Genomic DNA, 22,623 nt, shown 5'->3' with positions numbered 1-22,623 from the left:
CTCAGCGCGCCGGCACCGGTTCGGCCGGGGCACCCTCCGCCCCGGCCGGAGCCGGGCCCCGTCCGCCCCGCGCCAGGGCCAGTGCGAGCCCCGCCGCCGCGAGGAGCAGCACCGCACCGCCCCAGGCCGCGTACTGCATCCCGTGCACGAAGGCCTCCCGGGCCAGGGCCAGCAGGTGCCGGCCCGCCTCGCCCCCGGCCTGCCCGGCTGCGGCGACGGCGCCGCCCAGGGTCTCCCGTACGGCGGAGGGCTCGCCCGCCAGGTCGGCGCGGTAGACGGCGGTGCCGAGGCTGCCCAGCAGCGCCATCCCGAGGGCCCCGCCGAACTCCTGGCCCGTCTCCAGCAGCGAGGCGGCCGAACCGGCCTTCTCGGCCGGGGCCGTGGCGAGGGCCATGTCGGAGACCAGGGACATCACGGCGACGATGCCGGAGGCGAGCACCCCGGAGCCGGCCAGCAGCAGCCACAGGGAGTCGGTGCCGACGAGGGAGAGCAGCCCGAACCCGGCGGCCGCGACGGCGAGGGATCCGGCGATGACCCGGGACCGGTCCGTGCGCTGCGCCAGGGCGGCGGCGACCGGCGCGGCCGCGCCGATGAGGACCGAGGGGGCGAGGCTCCACAGGGCGGCCTCCAGGGTGCCCATGCCGAGCACGGACTGCAGGTACTGGGTGGTGAAGTAGGCGGAGCCCATCATGGCGAAGGCGGCGACGGCGTTCAGGGCGATGCCCGCCCCGAAGCGGCGGTCCCGGAACAGCTCCCGGCCCACCATGGCGTCCCGGCGGCCGCGCTGGCGGCGGACGAAGGCGTACCCGAAGGCCAGGCCGACCAGCAGGCAGGCGGCGTACGACGGCTCGAAGCCCTCGGCGGCGATCTCCTTGAGCCCGTAGACCACCGGCAGCACGGCGGCCATGGACAGCGGCACGCTCACCAGGTCGAACCGGCCGGGGGCCGGGTCCTTGAACTCCGGTACCAGGACCGGGACCAGGACCAGCAGGAGCAGCATCGCGGGCACGTTGATCAGGAAGACCGAGCCCCAGTGGAAGTGCTCCAGCATCACCCCGCTCAGCACCGACCCGAGGGCGACCCCGCCGGTCATGGCGCCGGACCAGATCCCGATGGCCTTGCCGCGCTGCCCGGCGTCCTGGAAGAGGTTGCGGACCAGGGCCAGCGTGGAGGGCATCAGGGTGGCACCCCCGATGCCGAGCAGGACCCGGGCGGCGATCAGCATCGCGGCGCTGGTGGCGAAGGCGGCGCCGACGGAGGCGAGGCCGAAGGCGGCCGCGCCGATCAGCAGCAGCCTGCGGCGGCCGATCCGGTCGCCGAGCGAGCCCATCGTGATCAGCAGCCCGGAGAGGGCGAAGGCGTAGCTGTCGAAGATCCAGAGCTGTTGGGTGGCGCTCGGGTCGAGCTCCCGGGTGATGGCCGGGACGGCGAAGTAGAGGACGGAGACGTCCATCGAGACGAGCAGCAGGGGCAGCAGCAGGACGGTGAAGGCGGTCCATTCGCGGCGGCCGGCGAGGGGTGCCGTGGTGGCGGGGTTCGTCATGAGCAGGAATGTACAAGCGTATGGAACGTCTGTCTATGACGTGCGTATGGAAAAGTTGTGTGGGACCTTCGTCTAGGACGCCCGTCTTGCTACGGTGGCGGTCATGGGACACAAAGAGGATCTGCTCGAAGGCGCCAAGAAGTGCCTGGTCGAGAAGGGTTTCGTACGGACCACCGCGCGCGACATCGTCGGCGCCTCGGGTACGAACCTGGCGTCCATCGGCTACCACTACGGCTCCAAGGACGCCCTGCTCACCCAGGCGTTCGTCGCCCTGACGGAGGAGTGGGGCGCCAACGCCTTCCAGGGCGTCCTGCCCGGCGCGGACGGCTCCCTGGAACGCCTGGGCGCCATGTGGAACGGCGTGCTCGCGCAGCACGAGGAGTCGGCGCCCGTCTGGGCGGCCAGCATGGAGGTGGTGCTGAGCGGCGAACGGCTGGCGCAGCTGCGCGGGATGCTCGCCGCCTCCCAGGGCGAGGGCCGCCGGGGCCTGATCTCGCTGCTCACCGGCACCCCGGAGGAGGAGCTCACCGAACGCGACGAGCGCACCCTCGGCTCCGTCATGCAGGCGCTGCTCAACGGCCTGATGGTCCAGTGGCTGCTCGACCCCGCAAGCGCCTCCTCGGCCGAGGAGTTCACCGAGGGGCTGCGCCGGCTCGCGGAGGCCCTGACGGCGTCCCTCCGGGGCGGCTCCGCCGGGGAGGCGGCACCGTAGCGGCGCGGGCCGGAGCCCGGCCCCTCAGGCCCGCAGGCGGGCGGCCTTGAGGGCCATGTGCAGCAGCAGGCGGTCCTCGCCGAGGTCCAGGTCGAGCCCCGTCAGCTGCTCCACCCGGCCCAGCCGGTAGTACAGGGTCTGGCGGTGGATGCCCAGTTCGGCCGCCGCGCGGCCCGCCTGCCCCGCGCAGTCGAGGAACACCTCGGCCGTGCGGGCCAGTTCCCGGTGGGCCGGAGCCAACAGGGCCCGCGTCGCCGGGTCGTCCGCCGGGCCGGTCGCCAGCCCGGCCAGCATCCGGTACGGCCCGATCCCCGCCCACTGCGCCACCGGCCCCAGCCCCGGCTGCGCCGCCGCCGCCCGGGCGGCGGCCGTGGCCTGGCCCCACGCCTGCGGCAGCTCCGAGAGCGCCCGGACCGGGTCGGAGAGCCCGGCGGTGACGGGGCCGCCCCCGCCGGCCGGGCCCCGGGCACCGGGGGACGCCGCCGCGCGGGGCAGCAGCCGCCCGACCGCCGCCAGGGCCGGACCGAGCGCGTCCCCCGACCGCAGCCGCACCAGCACCGCCAGCACCCCCGCCCCCGCGCCCGGCCCGTCCCGGTCCTCCGGCCCCGCCGGGACCACGCACACCGCCGCCGCCCCCGGCACCGATCCCGGAGCCTCCCCGGGCCACGGGGCCACGCACACGGCGGCGTGCGGCCCCTCGGCCCCCGGCCCCAGCGCCACCCGCAGCGCGGCCACCGCCATGTCCTGCTGCCAGCCCCGGCCGGCGGTGAGCACCGCCAGGAACTCCCGCGAGAGGTCGGCGCCCGCCTTGGCCTCCTCCGCGAGCAGCACCCCGATCCGCTGGGCCACCTCCATGGCGGCCTCCAGGGCGGCCGGCTCCGGGCCCGGGTCCTGGTCGAGGAGCCACACGTAGCCCTGCACGATGCCCCGGTACCGCACGGGCAGGCAGATCCGGCCCCGGAAGACCCCCGCGTCCGGGGCCGCCGGGATCCGCACCGGGCCGGTGGCGCGGGCGATCCCGAAGCCCTCGAACCAGGACCGGACGGCCGCCGTCGACTGCCGGGTCAGGATCGAACGGGTGCGCACCGGGTCCATCACGAGGTCGTCCTCGCTGTCGTGCGCCCCGAAGGCGATCAGGCGGAAGTCCCGGTTCTCCAGCGTCGCCGGGGCGCCGAGCAGCGCCGAGATCTCGTCCACCAGGTCCTGGTAATCGCCCTTCACGCGGACATTCTCCCACTCCGCGGCAGGGTCTTCAGACAGATGTATGAGATCCGGGCCACGGATGCGTGACAGCTGTCGATGGCAGAGGATCGTGGAGATCCTTAGGTTTCACGGTGGTTTTACTTGCGTTTTCCTTACGGTCGCGGCCCACCCCTGCGGCGTCCGTTCGTCCGCTTCTGCCACCCGTTGGAGGTGCCCCGTGCTGGGTCCCGCGATCCTCGCCGCTTCGCGCAGCGACAAGATGCGCCGAATCGTCTCTGCCGCCCCGGTGACCAAGCCGGTGGTCAACCGGTTCATCCCGGGCGAGACGGTCGGCCAGGTCATCCCGATCGTCGAGGAGCTCACCCGCAAGGGCCTCGAGGTCACCCTCGACGTCGTCGGCGAGGACATCACCGCCGTGGAGCAGTCCTACGCGGCCCGGGACGCCTACCTGGAGCTCATCGAGCGCCTCAAGGAGCTGGAGCTGGGCGAGACCGTCGAGATGTCGGTCAAGCTCTCCATGTTCGGCCAGGCCCTGGAGGGCGGCCACGAGCTGGCCCTCGCCAACGTCCGCCCGGTCGTCGAGGCCGCCGCCGCCATCGGCACGACCGTGACGCTGGACGCCGAGGACCACACCACCCTCGACTCGATGTTCGCCATCCACGAGGAGCTGCGCCGGGACTTCCCGCAGACCGGCTGCGTGATCCAGGCCTACCTCTTCCGCACCGAGGCCGACGCCCGCCGCCTGGCCGCCGCCGGCAGCCGCGTCCGCATCGTGAAGGGCGCCTACAAGGAGCCCGCCGAGGTCGCGTACCAGGACAAGGCGGAGATCGACAAGGCGTACGTCCGGATCATGAAGATCCTGATGGAGGGCGAGGGCTACCCGATGATCGGGTCGCACGACCCGCGCCTGATCGCCATCGCGCAGGAGCTCGGCCGCCAGGCCGGGCGCAAGCTGGACGAGTACGAGTTCCAGATGCTCTACGGCATCCGCAGCGAGGAGCACCTGCGGCTCGCCGCCGAGGGGCACCGCATGCGGGTCTACACGGCCTATGGCACCGACTGGTACGGCTACTTCATGCGCCGTCTCGCGGAGAAGCCGGCCAACCTGCTCTTCTTCCTCCGCTCGATGATCACCAAGAACTAGCCCAGAACCAGGTCAAGGAGTTATCGCCCCATGGATGCTGTGACCCAGGTCCCCGCGCCGGTCAACGAGCCGGTCCACTCGTACGCTCCCGGCAGTGCCGAGCGCGCGCGCCTCGAGATCCAGCTGAAGCAGCTGTCCGAGAACCCGATCGACCTCCCGATGACGATCAACGGCGTCAAGCGGATGGGCGGTGGCGAGCGCTTCGACGTCGTCCAGCCCCACGACCACAAGTCGGTCATCGGCACGTACGCCAACGCCACCCAGGCCGACGCCCAGGAGGCCGTGGACGCCGCCCTGGCCGCCGCCCCGGCCTGGCGCGCGATGTCCTTCGACGACCGCGCCGCGATCATCCTGCGCGCCGCCGAGCTGCTGGCCGGCCCGTGGCGCGAGAAGCTGGCCGCCTCCACCATGCTGGGCCAGTCCAAGACGGCGCAGCAGGCCGAGATCGACACCCCCTGCGAGCTCGTCGACTTCTGGCGCTTCAACGTCCACTTCGCCCGCCAGATCCTGGCCGAGCAGCCGGCCGCCAACAGCGCCGGCGTGTGGAACCGCAGCGACCACCGCCCGCTGGAGGGCTTCGTCTACGCGATCACGCCGTTCAACTTCACGGCCATCGCCGGCAACCTGCCGACCGCCCCCGCCCTGATGGGCAACGTGGTCGTGTGGAAGCCGTCCCCGACGCAGACCCACTCCGCGGTCCTCCTCATGGAGCTCCTGGAGGCGGCCGGCCTGCCCAAGGGCGTCATCAACCTGGTGACGGGCGACGGCATCGCCGTCTCCGAGGTGGCCCTGAACCACCCCGAGCTCGCCGGCATCCACTTCACCGGCTCGACCAAGACCTTCCAGTACCTGTGGAAGACGGTCGGCAACAACATCGAGAACTACCGCTCCTACCCGCGCCTGGTCGGCGAGACGGGCGGCAAGGACTTCGTCGTCGCGCACCCGTCCGCGGACCGCGCGATCCTGAAGACCGCCCTGACCCGCGGCTCCTTCGAGTTCCAGGGCCAGAAGTGCTCCGCGTCCTCCCGCGCCTACGTCCCGGCCTCCATCTGGAACGACGGCTTCAAGGAGCAGTTCGCGGCCGAGGTCGACGGCATCACCATGGGTGACGTGCGCGACCTGGGCAACTTCATCGGCGCCGTCATCGACGAGCGCTCCTTCGCCAAGAACAAGGCCGCGATCGACCGCGCGAAGGCCGACCCGACCTGCACGATCGTCGCCGGCGGCACGTACGACGACTCGGAGGGCTACTTCGTCCGCCCGACCGTCATCGAGTGCACCGACCCGGAGAACGAGGTCTTCACGACCGAGTACTTCGGCCCGATCCTCGCGATCCACGTGTACGAGGACGACAAGTACGACGAGATGCTCGCGCAGATGGAGAACGTCTCGGCGTACGCCCTGACCGGCGCCGTCATCGCCCAGGACCGCTACGCGGCCGCCGACACGATGGAGAAGCTCCGCTTCGCGGCGGGCAACTTCTACATCAACGACAAGTCGACCGGCGCCGTCGTCGGCCAGCAGCCCTTCGGCGGCGGCCGCGCCTCGGGCACCAACGACAAGGCGGGCGCGGCGTCCAACCTGCTCCGCTGGACCTCGACCCGCTCCATCAAGGAGACCCTGGTCCCGCCGACCGAGTACGGCTACCCCCACATGGGCTGATCCGGCCCACAGCTGAACCCCGCCCCCGCTCCGGTACCCCCAAGTCCGGAGCGGGGGCGGTCCCAGTTGCGGCGGGGTGCGGGGTCAGACCTCCACGAGGACCTGGTCCAGGGACTTGCGGACCAGGTCCGGGACCTCGCAGTCGTCGGCGGGGTAGCCCACCGGGATGACCGCGAAGGCCTTCTCGTTCTCCGGGCGGTTGAGCACGTGCGCCAGGAAGCGCATCGGGCTCGGGGTGTGGACGAGCGCGGCCAGGCCGGACAGGTGCAGGGCCGACAGGAGCATGCCGACCGCGATGCCGACGGACTCGTCGACGTAGTAGTGCTTGCGCTTCGTGCCGTTCGGGCCGAGCCAGTAGCGCTGCTGGAAGACCACGATCAGGGCCGGCGCGTCGGTGAGGTGGGTCTTGACCGCGTCCGTGCCGATGGGCCGCAGCGCGGCGAGCCATTCGTCGCCGAGCCGGCCGTCGTAGGAGATCTGCTCCTCCTGCTCGGCGGCGGCACGGATCTGCTGCCGCACCACCGGGTCCTTGACCAGGACGAAGGTCCACGGCTGCTGGTGCGCACCGGAGGGTGCGGTGGCGGCGCAGGCGATGGCGTCGCGGACGGCCTGCTCCGGGACGGGATCGGGGGAGAAGCGGCGCACGGTCCGCCGCTCGGCCATCCGGGCCCGCAGCTCCGCCGCGCGCGCGAGGGATTCGGGGCCGGGCATGCGCGCGGGACGGTAGGCGACGGGCCGGTAGGGCTGGCCATGGGTGGGGGTCCACTGCTGGGTCTCTGGCGACATGGGCAGATCTTCCAGCGGAGGAACTCCCGAGGCCAGCGGAGCGTTGTGAACCCATGTCCGTTGTGTACTGACAGGGGGGTTATGGCCGTGTCGAACGTCGGTCGATTCGTGGACTGGGAGGGCTGCTTCAACGCCCGCGACCTGGGCGGGCTCGGGGTGCTGCGGCCCGGGGCGCTGGTACGGGCGGACAGTCTCGACGGGCTCACCGCCCGCGGCTGGACCACGCTGTCCGGCCATGGCGTGCGGACCGTCATCGACCTGCGCAACGACGGCGAGGCCGAGGTGGACCACGCCCCGCGCCCGGCCGGGCTGACCACCCTGCGGATACCGCTCGACGGCATCGGGCACCGGGACTTCTGGGACGTGTGGTGGGGCACTCCGGGGTTCGGCACCCCCGCGTATTTCCGGCCTTTCCTGGAGCGGTTCCCCGACCGCGTGGCCTCCGTCGTCCGCGCCGTCGCCGCGGCCCCGCCGGGCGGGGTCGCCTTCCACTGCGGTCTGGGCCGCGACCGGACGGGGATCATCGCGCTCGTCCTGCTGCGGCTGGCCGGGGCGGACCCGCAGGAGATCGCCGACGACCATGCGCTGAGCGAGCCGCAGGTCCGGGCCCGGTACGCGGCCCGGGGCAGGCCCTACGACGACTCCGAGATCGAGCGCTACGTCACCGGCCTCGGCACCACCGTGCACGCCCTGGCCCTGGACACCGCGCGGTGGCTGGATGCGGACGCCTACCTGCGCGGGGCGGGGCTGACGGCGGCCGAACTGGAGGGGCTGCGGGGCAGACTGGGGGCATGAGCGACGACACGCACGCCCGCCTCGCGCACACCTCGCAGCTCGGCCCGGACGCCCTCGCCGCCGTCCGGGACCTGCTGGACGGCGCCTTCGACGGGGACTTCGGCGACGAGGACTTCGAGCACGCCCTCGGCGGGATGCACGCCCTGGTGTACGAGGACGGCGCGCTCGTCGCGCACGGCAGCCTCGTCCAGCGGCGCGTGCTCCACCAGGGGCGGGCCCTGCGGACCGGGTACGTGGAGGCCGTCGCCGTCCGCGCCGACCGGCGCCGGCGCGGGCTCGGCGGGGCGGTGATGGCCGCGCTGGAGGGCGTGATCTCCGGGGCCTACGTACTGGGAGCCCTGTCCGCGTCCGAGGAGGGCGCGGCCCTGTACGAGAGCCGGGGGTGGAAGCCGTACCCCGGGCAGATCGGCGTGCTCGGCCCGGCCGGCCCCGAGCGGCTGCCCGAGGAGGAGGGCTCGACCTACGTGTGGACGCCGCCCGGCGGGGTCACGCCTGACTCCGCCGGGCGGCTCGACTTCGACTGGAGGGACGGGGACGTCGTCTAGCTACGCACCCGAGACGCTCGCCGCGCCCGTCTCGACGTGGCCCGTGTAGCGGCGCGACCAGGTGCCGTCGGAGTCGGCCAGGACCGTGAAGTCGTACCAGCCCTTGCTGTACGCGACGGCGTTGAAGAAGTCCTCGCGGGAGGACTTCGCCGGGACGGTGTAGGTCCAGGGGCCGTCCGTGCGGTAGGCGTTGGAGCGGATGGTGAAGGTGACCGGGGAGGCCGAGGCGTTGGTCATCTTGAACCAGACCGCCATCTTGCCGGTGCCGGACTCCACCGCGTAGCGGGCCGCGACCTCCAGGTCCTTGCCCGGCTTGGTCGCGTCGCCGATGAAGCGGCGCAGGAACCGGTTCGGGCCGTACATGGAGATGTCGTACTTGCCGGAGCCGGCGCCCAGACCGATGGAGAACCAGTCCGTCGAGGTGGCGCCGGGGTCGACGGTGTACTGCCAGGCGGCGGTGTCCCGGTGCTGGTGCGGATGGATGGAGAAGTGCGCCGCCTGCTTCGCCTGCGGACCCTGGTTGGTCATCGAGAACCAGGCGAGGATCTTGCCGGCCGGCCCGAACTCGAAGCGGTCCAGGTTGCCGTTCACCTGGTAGGGGAGGGCGCGGGCCGGCCGGGTGCCGGCCTCCTGCGAGGGCTGGGCGTTGTCCTGCGGGACGGGGTTGGGCAGCGGGCCGCAGGTGGACTGGCCGATGACCTTCGCCGTGGAGGGCAGGCCGGAGGGGACGCCGTAGACGGGGTGCGCGAAGTCGAAGACGCCCGTCAGGTCGCCGGTCACCTTGCGGCGCCAGGCGCTGATGTTGGGGCAGAGGGCGGGGGTGCCGATCGCCGTCGTCCACTTCTCCATGAAGCGCAGCACCGAGGTGTGGTCGAAGACCTCGGAGCTGACCCAGCCGCCGCGCGTCCACGGGGACATCACCAGCATCGGGACGCGGAAGCCGAGCCCGATCGGGACCCCGTCGAGGTACTCGTCGGGGGTGCCGGGCGGGGCGACCGGCGGGGGCACGTGGTCGAAGAAGCCGTCGTTCTCGTCGTAGTTGAGGAAGAGGACGGTGGAGTCGAAGACCTCGGGGTTCGCGGCGAGCGCGCGGTAGACCAGGTCGACGAAGTGCGCGCCGTCGCCGGGCGGGGCGTACGGGTGCTCGGAGAAGGCCTCGTTCGCCACGACCCAGGACACCTGGGGCAGGGTTCCGGCGACCACGTCCGCGCGGATCGCGGCGGCGATGTCGTCCGGGGTGGAGCCGGTGACCCTGGGGACCGAGGCCATGCCCCGGTCCCACAGCGGGTCGCCGGGCCGGGCGTCGGTGAACTTCTTGAAGTAGGCCAGTCCGTTGTCCCCGTAGTTGTCCTGGGCGTTCTGGTAGACCTTCCAGCTCATCCCGGCCCGCTGGAGGGCCTCCGCGTACGACTCCCAGGTCAGCCCGGACTCCTCGCCGCCGTCCTTGCTGCCCGCGTCGATCTTCCCGCTCCACAGGAAGGTGCGGTTGGGGCCGGTGGCGCTGAGGGTGGAGCAGAAGTAGGCGTCGCAGATCGTGTAGTTGTCGGCGAGCCCGTAGTGGAAGGGGATGTCGCCCCGCTCCAGGTAGCCCAGGGTGTGGGTCTTGCCCACGCCGGCGACCCAGTTGTCCATCCGGCCGTTGTTCCAGGCGGCGTGCTGCGAGGTCCAGCTGTGCGGGAGGTCCCCGGTGCACTGGGCCAGGGTCTCGCCGTCGGCCCCGCCGGCCGAGGGGGTGGCGGAGAGCTTCCACGGGTACTGCCGGCCGCCCCAGTTCGGCTGGTTGAAGGTGCCCCAGCCGCCGGGGATGTTGCCGGCGGCCCGGTCGCCGAAGCCGCGTACGCCCTTCAGCCTGCCGAAGTAGTGGTCGAAGCTGCGGTTCTCCTGCATCAGGACCACCACGTGCTTCACGTCGGTGATCGTGCCCGTCGCGGCGGCGGCCGCCGCCGTTGCCGGCAGGGCGGCGGGCAGTGCCGCCCCCGCCACGAGCCCGGCGCCGATCCCCACGAAACCCCTGCGGCTGATGGGTGTCACTGACTGCTCGCCTCCCACTCGAGTGCCCCTCTGGCACATCGACGGCAAGGGTGGCGGCAGCCGCCTCAAAGGTCTACATCCGTGCGGTAAGAACTCGGTGAACATCCGGATGGCCGGAATCAGCTCCCGGTCCGGACCAGCATCTTGCCCGTGTTCTCGCCGCGCAGCATGCCCAGGAAGGCCTCCACGGTGCGGTCGAACCCCTGGACAACGGTGGTGTCGCTGCCGATCCGGCCGCTGCGCAAGTGGGGGACCAGGAAATCCTCCAACTCGTCCTGGAGATTGGTGTGGTTGCGGACCAATACCCCTTCCAGGCGCAGCGACTTGTGGACCACCTCGAAGAGGTTGCGGGGCGCGGCGGGGGAGCGGTCCCCGTTGTACGTCGAGATCGCGCCGACCCAGGCGATCCGGCCGTACTCGCGCAGGGAGTCGATCGCGCCCTCCAGGTGGTCCCCGCCCACGTTGTCCACGTACACGTCGATGCCGTCCGGCGCGGCCTGCGCCAGCTGCTCCCCGACCGGCCCGTCGTGGTAGTCGAAGGCGGCGTCGAAGCCGAGGGCCCCGGTGAGGTGGGCGACCTTCGCCGCCGAGCCGGCGCTGCCGATGATCCGGCGGGCGCCGAGCAGCCGGGCGATGTGCCCGGTGGCGGTGCCGACCCCGCCGGCGGCGGCGGAGACGAAGAGGTCCTCGCCCTCGCGCAGGGCCGCGGTCCGGGTGAGGGCGGCGTAGGCGGTCAGGCCGGTGCCGCCCAGGATGGACAGGTACGCCTCCAGCGGGACGCCCTCGTGGCCCCGCAGCCTGCGGGTGCCGTCCGTGCCGAGGGTGACCAGGGCGTGGGTGCGCCAGCCCGCGCGGTGGAAGACGAGGTCGCCCTCCTTCAGGCCCGGGTCGCGGGAGGCGGTCACCCGGCCCACCGTCCGTCCCTCCAGCGGGGTGTTCAGCTCGAAGCCGCCCTCGCCGCCGTCCATCAGCCCGCGGTGGTACGGGTCCACGGACAGCAGCAGGTTCTCCACCAGGGCGGTGCCGGGGGCGGGTTCGGGGACGGAGGAGGAGACGTACGCGAAGTCGGAGGCGGCCGGGAAGCCGGTCGGGCGGGCGATCTGGTGGACGGCGTGGGCGGTGTCGGTGCTCATGGCCACGAACCTAGGAAGGAATCCCGCGGCCGGGCAGGGGGTTGCCCTCATGGAAGCCGCACATCCATGAACGCCGCTCATACACCGAGGTGGGACCCCGTGACCGAGCTCGCCCCGCAGGAACTCCGCGTCCTGGTCGCCGTCGCCGACACGGGGGGCTTCTCCGCGGCGGCCGCAGCGCTCGGCGTCAGCCAGTCGGCCGTCTCGCACTCGGTGCGCGGCAGCGAGGGCAAGGTCGGCGCGGTGCTCTTCGAGCGCGGGCGCACCGGAGCCTCGCCCACCCCGGCGGGGGAGCGGGCCGTCGCGCTGGGCCGCCGCATCCTGCGGCTGTACGAGGTGCTGGGCGCGGAGGCGCGCGGCGCGGCCCGGGGCCCGGCCGGGCGGGACGCGGTGGAGGGGGTGTTGCGGATCGCGGCCTTCCGCAGTGCGGCCCTGCACCTGCTGCCGCCCGCGCTGGAGCGGCTCGCCGCACTGCACCCCGGCATCCGGCCCGAGGTCAGGGTGGTGCGCGAGATCGGCCCCGGCACGGCGGGGGAGGTGGCCGCGGGCCGGGCGGACCTGGGCATCGCGACGCTGGGCGCGCGCGAGGACGTACCGCCGGGGCTGCTCACCGGGCTGCTCGCGGAGGAGGCGTACGCCCTGGTGCACCCCGCCGGGCACCCGGACCCCAAGGGTCTGCCCCTGCTGGACTGGGACGAGAACTGCGGCTCCTACACCCGGGCCTGGTGGCGGTCCCAGGACTGGATCCCCCGGGCCACGGTGAAGGCGGAGGACGACGCGATGGTGCTGACCATGGTCGGCCGGGGCCTCGGCATGGCGATCATGCCGGAACTGTCGCTCCGGGAGGCCCCCGAGACCGTCGAGATCACCGCCCTGGGGCCCCGGAGGCCCGTGAGGCAGGTGGGATACGTCACTACAACGGAACTTGCGTCGACTCTCGCTGTCAGGGCTCTGATCAGGGAACTCAGGGCCGAGAAGGTCTGAAAACGGAGCCTGCGGAAGGGGCCCTTCGGGCGGTTTCCCGTCTCAGATACTAGGAAGTCCGACTAATTGCCGAGACATACAGCCGGACCTGCCCTAGCTTTGTAGGAGCCGAACGTCTCGCTGATCCTGCGAATGGCGGTCGAGGGCGCGCGCCCACTGGCAGGCAACCCCTGCTGCGCACGGCCCCCCGCCTCTTCCGGCGCCTTGAAGGAACACCCCTCATCCGTGGCCCCGCCACGCCGTGATCCCAAGGAGTCGATCACCATGACCCCCACCACCGCCGCATCCCGTCGCGTCCGCCACTCCTCCCCGGCCGACGCCGACCGCAAGAACGCCGCCGCCGCCCTCCAGCGCGCCCTGGACCGCCGCGACAACGGCGGCTCGACCGGCCACTGACCACCCCTGACCGCCTTCCGGGCGCCCCCGCACGGCGACCCGGCCACGCCCGGCATGTCGCGTCCCGTTGGTCCAAATGCTGGACGCGATATGTCTGAGGGCTGGGACACGGAGTACGGTTCCGACATGTCGACCAGCATCAATCTCGCAGTGATCCCCGGTGATGGCATCGGCCAGGAAGTCGTGGCTCAGGGCCTCAAGGTCCTTACCGCGGTCCTGCCCCAGGATGTGAAGCTGGAGACCAAGCAGTACGACCTCGGCGCCCAGCGCTGGCACCGCACCGGTGAGACCCTCCCGGACGCGGAGCTGGAGGCCCTCAAGCACCACGACGCGATCCTGCTGGGCGCCATCGGCGACCCGTCGGTCCCGTCGGGCGTCCTGGAGCGCGGCCTGCTGCTGAAGCTCCGCTTCGCCTTCGACCACTTCATCAACCTGCGCCCCTCGAAGCTGTTCCCGAACACGGCCACCCCGCTCGCGGGCCGTCCGGAGATCGACTTCGTCGTGGTCCGCGAGGGCACCGAGGGCCCGTACACCGGCAACGGCGGCAGCCTGCGCACCGGCACCCCCGCCGAGGTGGCCACCGAGGTCAGCATCAACACCGCGTACGGCGTCGAGCGCGTCGTCCGTGACGCGTACGAGCGGGCGAACTCCCGCCCCCGCAAGAAGCTGACGCTGGTCCACAAGAACAACGTCCTCGTGTACGCGGGCCACATGTGGAAGAACATCTTCGACAAGGTCGGCCAGGAGTACCCCGAGGTCACCACCGACTACCTGCACGTCGACGCCGCGACGATCTTCTTCGTCACCCAGCCCGAGCGCTTCGACGTCATCGTCACGGACAACCTGTTCGGCGACATCCTCACCGACCTGGCCGCGGCCGTGACCGGCGGCATCGGCCTGGCCGCCTCCGGGAACATCAACCCGACCGGCGCCTTCCCGTCCATGTTCGAGCCCGTCCACGGCTCGGCGCCCGACATCGCGGGCACCGGCAAGGCCGACCCGACCGCGACGATCCTCTCGGTCGCCCTCCTGCTGCGCCACCTCGGCTACGAGGACCAGGCCGTCCGCATCGAGGAGGCCGTCTCCGCCGACCTGGCCGAGCGCGACGGCACCTTCCGCTCCACCGACGCGATCGGCGACGCCCTCGCCGCGCGAGTAGCCGGCTGACCCGGCCGCTCCACCCAGGAAGCCGCCAGGTCACAAAGGGACCTGGCGGCTTCTCCTGTGCGGCCCCCGGTGCCACCATCTCCCCTGGGCCGCTAAAGCCCCGTTTCTCCGAAGCCTCCCCGCGCGCGATAATCGAACGCGAGGCCGCGGACTACGGGGAAGCTCGGACGTCCTAGTACGCATGAGCGCGGTCCGCCATACCCGACCGGTGAAGGACAAGCACTCATGACGACGCCCACGATCGAGCTCAAGCCCTCCTCGAACCCGCTGTCCGACGCGGAGCGCGAGGCGATCCTGGCCAGCCCCGGCTTCGGCCGCCACTTCACCGATCACATGGTGACGATCAAGTGGACCGAGGGCCGCGGCTGGCACGACGCCGAGCTGGTCCCCTACGCCCCGCTGGCGATCGACCCCGCGAACATGACCCTGCACTACGCGCAGACGATCTTCGAGGGCCTCAAGGCCTACCGCCAGCCCGACGGCACCGTCGCCACCTTCCGCCCGCGCGCCAACGCCGAGCGCTTCCAGGCCTCCGCCCGCCGCATGGCGATGCCGGAACTGCCCGCCGACCTCTTCATCGAGGCCTGCGACGCCCTGATCAAGCAGGACCGCGCCTGGGTGCCGGACTCCGGCGAGGCCTCCCTGTACCTGCGGCCGTTCATGTTCGCGTCCGAGGTCGGCCTGGGCGTCCGCCCGGCCAACGAGTTCCTCTTCATGGTCATCGCCTCGCCCGCCGGCGCCTACTTCCCCGGTGGCGTCAAGCCCGTCTCCGTCTGGCTCTCCGAGGAGTACGTCCGTGCCGTCAAGGGCGGCACCGGCGCCGCCAAGACCGGCGGCAACTACGCGGCCTCCCTCGTCGCCCAGGCCCAGGCCGCCTCGCACGGCTGCGACCAGGTCGTCTGGCTCGACGCGGTCGAGCACCGCTGGATCGAGGAGATGGGCGGCATGAACCTGTACTTCGTGTACGGCGACCGCATCGTCACCCCGGAGCTCACCGGCTCGCTGCTCCCCGGCATCACCCGCGACTCCCTCCTCACCATCGCCCGCGACCTCGGCTACACCGCCGAGGAGGGCCGCATCACCACCGAGGACTGGAAGCGGGACAACGAGAACGGCACCCTCACCGAGGTGTTCGCCTGCGGCACCGCCGCCGTCATCACCCCGGTCGGCTCGGTCAAGTCCGAGCGCGCCGGCTGGACCCAGGGCGACGGGCAGCCGGGCGAGGTCACCATGAAGCTCCGCAAGGCGCTCCTGGAGCTCCAGACCGGCCGCACCGCCGACACCCACGGCTGGATGCACCCGCTCGGCTAGTCCGGGCCCGTGCGACGGAAGGCCCCCCGCGCGGTGCGCGGGGGGCCTTCTGCCGTACGGGGGGAGGAGGCGCGTGGTCAGCGCTCCCCGTCCGCCTCTCCCTTGTCCTTCTTGTCCTTGCGCTCCTTGCCCGAGCCCTCCGGGCCGAGTCCGACGAGGGCGTCGCCGAACGCGTAGGCCAGGCCCGCGACCCCCTTGATGATCTTGCTCGCCACGTATGCGAGTTCCTCCACGACGCCTCCCCGTGTCGTACGCGGCGGCCCCTGTCCTAGTCGGCCGCCGCCATCACTGCTTCCGGTGCCGGGCCGGCGGCCGGTGCCGCCTGCGGCCGGATGGTCAGCGCGGTGTAGACCACGCCCCCGACCAGCCCCGACAGGATGAAACTACAGTCCACCCCGCCGGTGAGCGCCAGCAGAGGGCCCTCGTACACCGGGGTCGACACGGCCGCCAGTCCCGTGACCGCACCGGCCGCCCAGGAGGCGGTGGCGCGGAGGTTCCAGCCGCCGCTGTACCAGTAGACGCCGCCGCGGGCCCGACGGTTGAACACCTGGAGGGCATCGGCGTCGTAGACCCCGCGGCAGCGCACGAAGCCGATCAGGGTGATCACGGCCCACGGGGTGCCGATCGCGGTGAGCAGGAGCACGAAGGAGGTCATCGCGGACTGAACGTCCCACTCGAAGGAGCCGAAGAAGACGAACGCGGTGGCCACGGCCGCGGCGATCACGGTGGCCTTCGTACGGGTGGCCTTCGGCAGGATGGCGTCCAGGTCGAGGCCCATGGAGTAGAGCATCAGCCCGGCGTTGCCCACCGAGCCGGCCGCCGCGGCGACGAGCAGCGGGACCAGGTACCAGAACGGCGCGGCCGCCACGAGCGGCCCGGCGTAGTCGGCCCCGGCGCGGGCGGCGAGGGCGGTGTAGGTGCCGAACAGCTGCGGTACGAGCAGGCCGACCACCAGTCCGAGGCAGGTGGCCCAGAAGACCTTGCGGGAGCCGTGGCGGCGGGGGGAGACGTACCGGGTGTAGTCGCCGAGCAGGGTGATGAACGCGACGGGCCCGCTGAGACCGGCGGCGACGGCGGCCAGCAGCCAGGTCGGCCAGAAGGAGCCGAGCAGGTACGCGGTGTCCGGCGGGGCGGCGGCGGTGAAGTCCGGGGCGTAGGCGATGACGCCGACGGCCAGCAGCACCACCATGGCGACGGAGAGCACCTTGCTCATGCGCAGCAGCAGCCGGTAGCCGAAGACGGCTGCGACGACGGTGCACGCGGCGAGCACGCCGTACATCACGGCCCGGGTGAGGCCGGTGTCGGGCAGCCCGGTGAGCCGGGCCAGGGTCCCCGCCATCACGTCGCCGCCGATCCACAGGGTGAGGGCGGTGTAGCCGAGGGAGAGCAGCAGGCCGACCACGGAGCCGACCAGCCGCCCCCGTACGCCGAACTGGGCGCCGCTGGAGGTGGACAGGTTGGTGGCCGTGCGCAGGGACACCAGCGCGAGCGGCGCGGTGAAGGCGATGCCGACGAGGGTGCCGGTCACGATGGCTGTGACGGAAGGCAGCAGCCCGAGTCCGAAGGACGGGGGGAGCCAGCCGAAGACGATCACGCCGAGGCAGAGGTTGGAGCCGAGGAGGATCGAGATCAGGTCACGGGGGCTGCTGGTCCGCTCCTCCTCCGGGATGGTGTCGACTCCGCGCTGTTCGATGGGCATGGGGGGACTCCCTTGGCAGGGCGGGGGGTGGTTGCGCATTCGTTTGAGCGGCATTCAATGTGACCTAAGCCCTGGCCCCGGGTCAATGCTTCATTGCGAGGAAATGAACAGTTAGAGTGATGCTCTAACCCATCGACGCAAAAGGTGGTGGATCGGCGTGCGGCTGTGCATGTCGGCCCGGTTCCCCTCGAACGCCCGTACCTCCTGCCAGCCCTAAGGACACCCGCCATGACTGCACAGCCCGCCGCCAAGCCCGCGGCCGACGGCTTCCGGATGCCCGCCGAGTGGACCCCGCACGAGCGCACCTGGATGGCCTGGCCCAGCCCCAACCCCACCTTCACCAACGAGCAGGAGCTCGCCGAGGCCCGACAGGCCTGGGGCGCCGTCGCCCGCGCCGTACGCACCTACGAGCCGGTGACCCTCGTCGTCTCCCCCGGGGACGCCGAGAGCGCCCGGGCGATCGTCGGCGACGACGTCCAGCTCGTCGAGCAGGAGCTCGACGACGCCTGGATGCGCGACATCGGCCCGACGTTCGTCACCAACGACGCCGGTGAACTGGCCGCCGTCGACTGGACCTTCAACGGCTGGGGCGCCCAGGAGTGGGCCCGCTGGGACCACGACTCGAAGATCGCCCGGCACGTCTCCGACGTGGTCGGCACCCGCACCTACAGCACCCGCCTGGTGAACGAGGGCGGCGCCATCCACGTGGACGGCGAGGGCACCGTGCTCCTCACCGACACCGTGCAGCTCGGCGAGGGCCGCAACCCCGGCTGGACCCGCCAGCAGGTCGAGGAGGAGATCCACGCCCACCTCGGCACCACCAAGGCCATCTGGCTGCCCTACGGCCTGGCCGGCGACTACGGCACCTACGGAACCCAGGGCCACGTGGACATCGTCGCAGCCTTCGCCCGGCCCGGCGTGGTCATGGTCCACACCCAGCCCGACCCGGCCCACCCGGACCACGAGCGCTGCAAGACCATCGCCGCCATCCTGCGCTCCTCCACCGACGCGCAGGGCCGGCTGCTGGAGGTCGTGGAGATCCCCGCGCCGACCGTGCTGGAGGAGGACGGCGAGTGGGTGGACTACTCGTACATCAACCACTACCTCTGCAACGGGGGCGTGGTCCTGTGCTCCTTCGACGACCCGCGCGACGAGGAGGCCGCCGAGATCTTCCGCGGACTCTTCCCCGAGCGGACCGTGACCCTCGTCGACGCACGTACGATTTTCGCCGGGGGTGGCGGTATCCACTGCATCACCCAGCAGCAGCCGAAGGTCTGACCCGAGGCGGACCTCGTGAAGGAGTGCCCATGGTGGCGGGTGGAGTACCGGTACGGGCGGCGCGCAGGAACGCGCCCCCGCGCGAGGACGTACTCGCCGCCGCCATGGCCACGATCGCCGAGCGCGGACTGGACGGCCTGACCATGGCCGGCCTGGGCCGCCAGGTCGGCATGAGCAGCGGCCACCTCCTCTACTACTTCGGCAGCAAGGACGAGCTCCTGCTGCAGACCCTGGAGTGGAGCGAGGCCGCCCTCGGCACCGAGCGGCGGGCCCTGCTGGCCCGCCCCGGCTCGGCGCGCGAGCGCGTGGCCGCGTACGTGGACCTGTACGTGCCCGACGGCGCCCGGGACCCGCACTGGACCCTGTGGCTGGAGGTCTGGAACCGGTCCCAGAACGCCGGCCCCCAGGAACGCGAACGGCAGGCCGCCATCGAGGGCGCCTGGCACCGCGACCTGGTCGCCCTGCTCGCCGAGGGCGTCTCGCGCGGCGAGTTCCGCGCGGTGGACCCCGACCGCTTCGCCTCCAGGCTGCGGGCCCTGCTCGACGGCTTCAGCATCCAGGTCGCCGTGGGCCTGCCCGGCATAGGGCGCGGGGACATCCTGGAACACGTCTCGGAGTTCCTCGCCGAAACCCTCGCAGGCTAGGCGCTCGGCCGTCGTCGGCCGCCTGGCGGACGGCAGGTGCCCGCATGCTGAGACCGGCGTCCACCGGCGACGGGCCGTGTGACACACTGCGAGCGTGTCTGCTCGGCTCATGATTATGGACAGCAGCGCGCCGGTCCTCTGTGACCGCTGAAAACGTGGACGACCTCCGCGGCAGCGGCCACCGTGCCTCAGACCCGCGCGCAGACCTCTCGCACCCGCGAGGGGTCTTTTCGTTTCCAAGGGCAGAAACATGCCGGAACCGGGCAGCGCGCGATGATGGGGGCAGTGGATCCCCGGTCTCCGGAACCACTCATCCGACAGGAGTCAGATCAGCATGACGACGACAGAGGCGACCCAGCCGACAGCGGCCCTCGACGACGCCTTCCACGTCTTCGACACCACCCTGCGCGACGGAGCCCAGCGTGAGGGCATCAACCTCACGGTCGCGGACAAGCTGACCATCGCGCGGCACCTGGACGAGTTCGGAGTCGGCTTCATCGAGGGCGGCTGGCCCGGCGCCAACCCGCGCGACACCGAGTTCTTCGCCCGCGCCCGCGCCGAGATCGACTTCAAGAACGCCCGGCTCGTCGCCTTCGGAGCCACCCGCCGGGCCGGCGGCGACGCCGCCTCCGACCCGCAGGTGCGCGCCCTGCTGGAGTCCGGTGCGCCGGTCATCACCCTCGTCGCCAAGTCCCACGACCGGCACGTCGAGCTCGCGCTCCGCACCACCCTCGAAGAGAACCTGGAGATGGTCCGCGACACCGTCTCCCACCTCGTCGCCCAGGGCCGCCGGGTCTTCGTCGACTGCGAGCACTTCTTCGACGGCTACCGCGCCAACGCCGAGTACGCCAAGTCCGTCGTCCGCACCGCCCACGAGGCCGGCGCCGACGTGGTCATCCTCTGCGACACCAACGGCGGCATGCTCCCGGCCCAGATCACCGCGGTCGTCTCGACCGTGCTGGCCGACACCGGGGCCCGGCTCGGCATCCACGCCCAGGACGACACGGGCTGCGCCGTCGCCAACACCCTGGCCGCCGTCGACGCGGGCGCCACGCACGTCCAGTGCACCGCCAACGGCTACGGCGAGCGCGTCGGCAACGCCAACCTCTTCCCGGTCGTCGCCGCCCTGGAGATCAAGTACGGCCGCACGGTCCTCCCCGAGGGCGCGCTCGCCGAGATGACCCGCATCTCCCACGCCATCGCCGAGGTCGTCAACCTCACCCCCTCCACCCACCAGCCGTACGTCGGCGTCTCCGCCTTCGCGCACAAGGCCGGCCTGCACGCCTCGGCGATCAAGGTCGACCCCGACCTGTACCAGCACATCGACCCCGAGCGCGTCGGCAACACCATGCGCATGCTGGTCTCCGACATGGCCGGCCGGGCCTCCATCGAGCTCAAGGGCAAGGAGCTCGGCGTCGACCTCGGCGGGGACCGCGCGCTGATCGCCCGCGTGGTCGAGCGGGTCAAGGAGCGCGAGCTGGCGGGCTACACGTACGAGGCCGCCGACGCCTCCTTCGAGCTGCTGCTGCGCGCCGAGGCCGAGGGCCGGGCGCGCAAGTACTTCCGCGTGGAGTCCTGGCGGGCCATCGTCGAGGACCGCCCCGACGGCACCCACGCCAACGAGGCCACGGTCAAGCTGTGGGCCAAGGGCGAGCGGATCGTCGCCACGGCCGAGGGCAACGGCCCGGTCAACGCCCTGGACCGCGCCCTGCGCGTCGCCCTCGAACGCTTCTACCCGCAGCTGGCCAAGTTCGAGCTGGTGGACTACAAGGTCCGCATCCTGGAGGGCAAGCACGGCACGGAGTCCACGACCCGCGTCCTGATCTCCACGACGGACGGCACCCGCGAGTGGAACACGGTCGGCGTCGCCCCCAACGTCATCGCCGCCTCCTGGCAGGCCCTGGAGGACGCCTACACCTACGGCCTCCTGCACGCGGGCGTCGAACCGGCCGAGTAGTCCCGGCGGCGGTCGGGCCCGTCGACCGTGCCGTCCATCCGGAGCTCCGGTCCGCCGGGGCCGGCCCTTCGGCGGTGGGCCGGCCCGACACCCGGGCGCTCCTGCCGCCCATGCGCGCCGCATCGGCCCACCCCCCCGCCGGGAGCGTAGACGGTGCGGGTAAGGCCGGAGTGGGAGCAGCCTTATGTCCTGCTTACACAGGAAATGACCGGTTCGGGTAGCGTCGTCGGTATGAGGACCAGGCTGATATCCGTACGCATGGGATCGGCGCTGTCCGGTCTGCTCCTGGCGCTCGGCGTCGGTGTGCTCGGGGCGGCTCCGCAGGCCGTCGCCGCCGACGGGGGCACCGCCGCCGTGGCCGAGGCGCTCAAGAAGGGCCCGGTCTACGTGGACCCCGGCGCCGCCGCGCAGCTGTCGCCGGCCCAGGCCGACGCCCTCGCCGCGAAGATCAAGGCCGCCGGAAAGCCGCTCTTCGTCGCCGTCCTGCCCGCCACCCCGGCCTTCCCCGCCGACAGCGTGCTGCGCACCGTCCGCACGGAGACCGGGATCACCGGCCTGTACGCCATCCGGCTCGGCGACGGCTTCAACGCCGGGGCCGACCGGTCCGTCATGCCGAACAACGCCGTCCGCAACCTCACCGACGCGGTGAAGGCGGGCGGGCCGGTGGACGCCGCCACCGAGCTGGGCAACTTCGTCGACCAGGCCCTCCCGCAGATGAAGGGCAAGGCCCCCGCCTCCTGGGGCACCGCCGGCTCCTCCGACGGCGGCGGCTCCTCGGCCGGAGCGATGATCGCGCTCGGCGCCGTCGTGCTCGCCGGCGGCGGCGGGACCTACCTGCTGGTCAAGCGGAACCGGAAGAAGAAGGAAGAGGCCCGGCGCGAGGCGATCGCCCGGCTGGGCGTGGTCGTGGACGAGGACATCACCGCCTTCGGCGAGGAACTCGAACGCCTCGACTTCCACCCCGGCGAGCCCGGCGCCGACGACGCCATGCGCGCGGACTACGAGAAGGGCCTCGACTCCTACGAGAAGGCCAAGCGGATCATGGCCTCGGTGCGCGAGCCCCACGAGGTGCAGGGGGTGACCCAGGCGCTGGAGGACGGCCGGTTCGCCCTGGCCAGCCTCGACGCACGCCGCCAGGGCCGGCCGCTGCCCGAGCGCCGCGCGCCCTGCTTCTTCGACCCCCGGCACGGGCCGAGCACCGAGGACGCCGCCTGGGCCCCGGCGGGCGGGGCGGCCCGTACGGTCCCGGTCTGCGCGGCGGACGCCGTACGGCTGCGCGACGGGCTGGACCCGCAGGTGCGCACCGTCGACACGGAGCACGGCCGGCGCCCCTACTACGACGCGGGCCCCGCGTACGGCCCCTGGGCCGGCGGGTACTTCGGCGGCGGGATGCTGCCCGGGCTGCTGGTGGGCACGATGCTGGGTTCGATGATGGCCACCCCCGCGTACGCCTCGGACTTCGGCGGCGGGTACGGCGGCTACGACGGTGGCGGCTTCGAGGGCGGGGACGTCTCCGGCGCCGACTTCAACCCGTCCGACTTCGGCGGCGGGGACTTCGGCGGCGGTGGCGGTTTCGACGGGGGCGGCGGGTTCGACGGCGGGGGCGGCTGGTAGCCGCCCCCGGGGTGCCGCG

General features: G+C 72.3%; 20 protein-coding genes. 13 read left to right on the top strand and 7 right to left on the bottom strand.

Annotated features, from left to right (window positions below; translation table 11 throughout):
* Position 1 precedes the first annotated feature (1 nt).
* A complete protein-coding gene (locus ACIPW5_RS20430) occupies positions 2 to 1,543 on the bottom strand; it encodes an MFS transporter (RefSeq protein WP_401246629.1) in 1,542 nt (513 codons plus the stop codon).
* Positions 1,544 to 1,646: 103 nt separating this feature from the next.
* Here ACIPW5_RS20430 and ACIPW5_RS20425 point away from each other — a divergent pair, with 103 nt between their 5' ends.
* Positions 1,647 to 2,255 (top strand): TetR/AcrR family transcriptional regulator, encoded by a 609-nt coding sequence (locus tag ACIPW5_RS20425; protein WP_401246627.1) that lies wholly within the window; start codon positions 1,647 to 1,649, stop codon positions 2,253 to 2,255.
* Positions 2,256 to 2,279: 24 nt separating this feature from the next.
* Here the strand turns inward: ACIPW5_RS20425 and ACIPW5_RS20420 are convergent, their stop codons facing one another.
* Positions 2,280 to 3,476, bottom strand: coding sequence for a PucR family transcriptional regulator (locus tag ACIPW5_RS20420; protein ID WP_401246624.1), 1,197 nt, complete (start codon positions 3,474 to 3,476; stop codon positions 2,280 to 2,282).
* A gap of 199 nt (positions 3,477 to 3,675) precedes the next feature.
* On the opposite strand from ACIPW5_RS20420, the gene ACIPW5_RS20415 reads away from it, so the two are divergent.
* Positions 3,676 to 4,602 (top strand): proline dehydrogenase family protein, encoded by a 927-nt coding sequence (locus ACIPW5_RS20415; RefSeq protein WP_125596708.1) that lies wholly within the window; start codon positions 3,676 to 3,678, stop codon positions 4,600 to 4,602.
* Positions 4,603 to 4,632: 30 nt separating this feature from the next.
* Positions 4,633 to 6,264 carry an L-glutamate gamma-semialdehyde dehydrogenase gene (gene pruA, locus ACIPW5_RS20410; protein WP_401246621.1) on the top strand — a complete coding sequence of 544 codons (1,632 nt, stop codon included), beginning with the start codon at positions 4,633 to 4,635 and terminating at the stop codon, positions 6,262 to 6,264.
* A gap of 84 nt (positions 6,265 to 6,348) precedes the next feature.
* Here pruA and ACIPW5_RS20405 read toward each other — a convergent pair whose 3' ends face one another.
* Entirely contained in the window at positions 6,349 to 7,050 is a 702-nt protein-coding gene (locus tag ACIPW5_RS20405) for a nitroreductase family protein (RefSeq protein WP_401246618.1), read from the bottom strand.
* 81 nt (positions 7,051 to 7,131) lie between these two features.
* Between ACIPW5_RS20405 and ACIPW5_RS20400 the strand changes: the two genes are divergently transcribed.
* On the top strand, positions 7,132 to 7,845 hold the full coding sequence (locus ACIPW5_RS20400) for a tyrosine-protein phosphatase (RefSeq protein WP_401246615.1): 714 nt from the start codon (positions 7,132 to 7,134) through the stop codon (positions 7,843 to 7,845).
* Entirely contained in the window at positions 7,842 to 8,390 is a 549-nt protein-coding gene (locus ACIPW5_RS20395; protein WP_401246612.1) for a GNAT family N-acetyltransferase, read from the top strand. Before ACIPW5_RS20400 ends, ACIPW5_RS20395 begins: the two co-directional genes overlap by 4 nt.
* Here the strand turns inward: ACIPW5_RS20395 and ACIPW5_RS20390 are convergent, their stop codons facing one another.
* Together ACIPW5_RS20390 and ACIPW5_RS20385 are read right to left on the bottom strand one after the other, a co-directional pair.
* Positions 8,391 to 10,421 (bottom strand): phosphocholine-specific phospholipase C, encoded by a 2,031-nt coding sequence (locus tag ACIPW5_RS20390; RefSeq protein WP_401246610.1) that lies wholly within the window; start codon positions 10,419 to 10,421, stop codon positions 8,391 to 8,393. It abuts the gene before it with no gap.
* Between the two features lie 119 nt (positions 10,422 to 10,540).
* Positions 10,541 to 11,554 carry an NADP-dependent oxidoreductase gene (locus ACIPW5_RS20385; protein WP_401246607.1) on the bottom strand — a complete coding sequence of 338 codons (1,014 nt, stop codon included), beginning with the start codon at positions 11,552 to 11,554 and terminating at the stop codon, positions 10,541 to 10,543.
* A 99-nt stretch (positions 11,555 to 11,653) separates the two neighbouring features.
* On the opposite strand from ACIPW5_RS20385, the gene ACIPW5_RS20380 reads away from it, so the two are divergent.
* The 4 genes from ACIPW5_RS20380 (at position 11,654) to ACIPW5_RS20365 (ending at position 15,412) form a co-directional block, all read left to right on the top strand.
* Positions 11,654 to 12,538: a LysR family transcriptional regulator gene (locus tag ACIPW5_RS20380; protein ID WP_401246605.1), complete on the top strand. Its 885-nt coding sequence runs from the start codon at positions 11,654 to 11,656 to the stop codon at positions 12,536 to 12,538.
* A 264-nt stretch (positions 12,539 to 12,802) separates the two neighbouring features.
* Complete coding sequence (locus ACIPW5_RS20375) at positions 12,803 to 12,934, top strand: hypothetical protein (RefSeq protein WP_401246602.1); 132 nt, start codon at positions 12,803 to 12,805, stop codon at positions 12,932 to 12,934.
* Positions 12,935 to 13,060: 126 nt separating this feature from the next.
* Entirely contained in the window at positions 13,061 to 14,101 is a 1,041-nt protein-coding gene (locus ACIPW5_RS20370) for a 3-isopropylmalate dehydrogenase (RefSeq protein ID WP_401246599.1), read from the top strand.
* Positions 14,102 to 14,326: 225 nt separating this feature from the next.
* A complete protein-coding gene (locus ACIPW5_RS20365; RefSeq protein WP_401246596.1) occupies positions 14,327 to 15,412 on the top strand; it encodes a branched-chain amino acid aminotransferase in 1,086 nt (361 codons plus the stop codon).
* A gap of 77 nt (positions 15,413 to 15,489) precedes the next feature.
* Here ACIPW5_RS20365 and ACIPW5_RS20360 read toward each other — a convergent pair whose 3' ends face one another.
* Both ACIPW5_RS20360 and ACIPW5_RS20355 read right to left on the bottom strand, forming a co-directional pair.
* The gene (locus ACIPW5_RS20360; RefSeq protein WP_401246593.1) at positions 15,490 to 15,645 is read right to left on the bottom strand and encodes a hypothetical protein; all 156 of its coding nucleotides are present in this window, start codon (positions 15,643 to 15,645) and stop codon (positions 15,490 to 15,492) included.
* Between the two features lie 35 nt (positions 15,646 to 15,680).
* The gene (locus ACIPW5_RS20355) at positions 15,681 to 17,111 is read right to left on the bottom strand and encodes a cytosine permease (RefSeq protein WP_401246591.1); all 1,431 of its coding nucleotides are present in this window, start codon (positions 17,109 to 17,111) and stop codon (positions 15,681 to 15,683) included.
* A 228-nt stretch (positions 17,112 to 17,339) separates the two neighbouring features.
* On the opposite strand from ACIPW5_RS20355, the gene ACIPW5_RS20350 reads away from it, so the two are divergent.
* From ACIPW5_RS20350 to ACIPW5_RS20335, 4 genes are all read left to right on the top strand, one after another.
* On the top strand, positions 17,340 to 18,389 hold the full coding sequence (locus ACIPW5_RS20350) for an agmatine/peptidylarginine deiminase (RefSeq protein ID WP_401246588.1): 1,050 nt from the start codon (positions 17,340 to 17,342) through the stop codon (positions 18,387 to 18,389).
* A gap of 29 nt (positions 18,390 to 18,418) precedes the next feature.
* Positions 18,419 to 19,033, top strand: coding sequence for a TetR/AcrR family transcriptional regulator (locus tag ACIPW5_RS20345; RefSeq protein WP_401246586.1), 615 nt, complete (start codon positions 18,419 to 18,421; stop codon positions 19,031 to 19,033).
* Positions 19,034 to 19,367: 334 nt separating this feature from the next.
* Entirely contained in the window at positions 19,368 to 20,990 is a 1,623-nt protein-coding gene (gene cimA, locus ACIPW5_RS20340; RefSeq protein ID WP_401246584.1) for a citramalate synthase, read from the top strand.
* A 231-nt stretch (positions 20,991 to 21,221) separates the two neighbouring features.
* Positions 21,222 to 22,604, top strand: coding sequence for a hypothetical protein (locus ACIPW5_RS20335; RefSeq protein WP_401246582.1), 1,383 nt, complete (start codon positions 21,222 to 21,224; stop codon positions 22,602 to 22,604).
* Positions 22,605 to 22,623 lie beyond the last annotated feature (19 nt).

The organism is Streptomyces sp. NPDC090077 (assembly GCF_044747545.1).
GTDB lineage: Bacteria > Actinomycetota > Actinomycetes > Streptomycetales > Streptomycetaceae > Streptomyces.
Note: the sequence above shows the minus strand (reverse complement) of the source record. Positions and strands in the feature narration are given on the sequence as shown.

Coding starts and splice junctions, on each gene's coding strand:
- ACIPW5_RS20430 (WP_401246629.1), bottom strand. CDS start 1,543: ATGACGAACCCCGCCACCACGGCACCCCTCGCCGGCCGCCGCGAATGG.
- ACIPW5_RS20425 (WP_401246627.1), top strand. CDS start 1,647: ATGGGACACAAAGAGGATCTGCTCGAAGGCGCCAAGAAGTGCCTGGTC.
- pruA (WP_401246621.1), top strand. CDS start 4,633: ATGGATGCTGTGACCCAGGTCCCCGCGCCGGTCAACGAGCCGGTCCAC.
- ACIPW5_RS20405 (WP_401246618.1), bottom strand. CDS start 7,050: ATGTCGCCAGAGACCCAGCAGTGGACCCCCACCCATGGCCAGCCCTAC.
- ACIPW5_RS20400 (WP_401246615.1), top strand. CDS start 7,132: ATGGCCGTGTCGAACGTCGGTCGATTCGTGGACTGGGAGGGCTGCTTC.
- ACIPW5_RS20395 (WP_401246612.1), top strand. CDS start 7,842: ATGAGCGACGACACGCACGCCCGCCTCGCGCACACCTCGCAGCTCGGC.
- ACIPW5_RS20385 (WP_401246607.1), bottom strand. CDS start 11,554: ATGAGCACCGACACCGCCCACGCCGTCCACCAGATCGCCCGCCCGACC.
- ACIPW5_RS20375 (WP_401246602.1), top strand. CDS start 12,803: ATGACCCCCACCACCGCCGCATCCCGTCGCGTCCGCCACTCCTCCCCG.
- ACIPW5_RS20370 (WP_401246599.1), top strand. CDS start 13,061: ATGTCGACCAGCATCAATCTCGCAGTGATCCCCGGTGATGGCATCGGC.
- ACIPW5_RS20365 (WP_401246596.1), top strand. CDS start 14,327: ATGACGACGCCCACGATCGAGCTCAAGCCCTCCTCGAACCCGCTGTCC.
- ACIPW5_RS20355 (WP_401246591.1), bottom strand. CDS start 17,111: ATGCCCATCGAACAGCGCGGAGTCGACACCATCCCGGAGGAGGAGCGG.
- ACIPW5_RS20350 (WP_401246588.1), top strand. CDS start 17,340: ATGACTGCACAGCCCGCCGCCAAGCCCGCGGCCGACGGCTTCCGGATG.
- ACIPW5_RS20345 (WP_401246586.1), top strand. CDS start 18,419: ATGGTGGCGGGTGGAGTACCGGTACGGGCGGCGCGCAGGAACGCGCCC.
- cimA (WP_401246584.1), top strand. CDS start 19,368: ATGACGACGACAGAGGCGACCCAGCCGACAGCGGCCCTCGACGACGCC.
- ACIPW5_RS20335 (WP_401246582.1), top strand. CDS start 21,222: ATGAGGACCAGGCTGATATCCGTACGCATGGGATCGGCGCTGTCCGGT.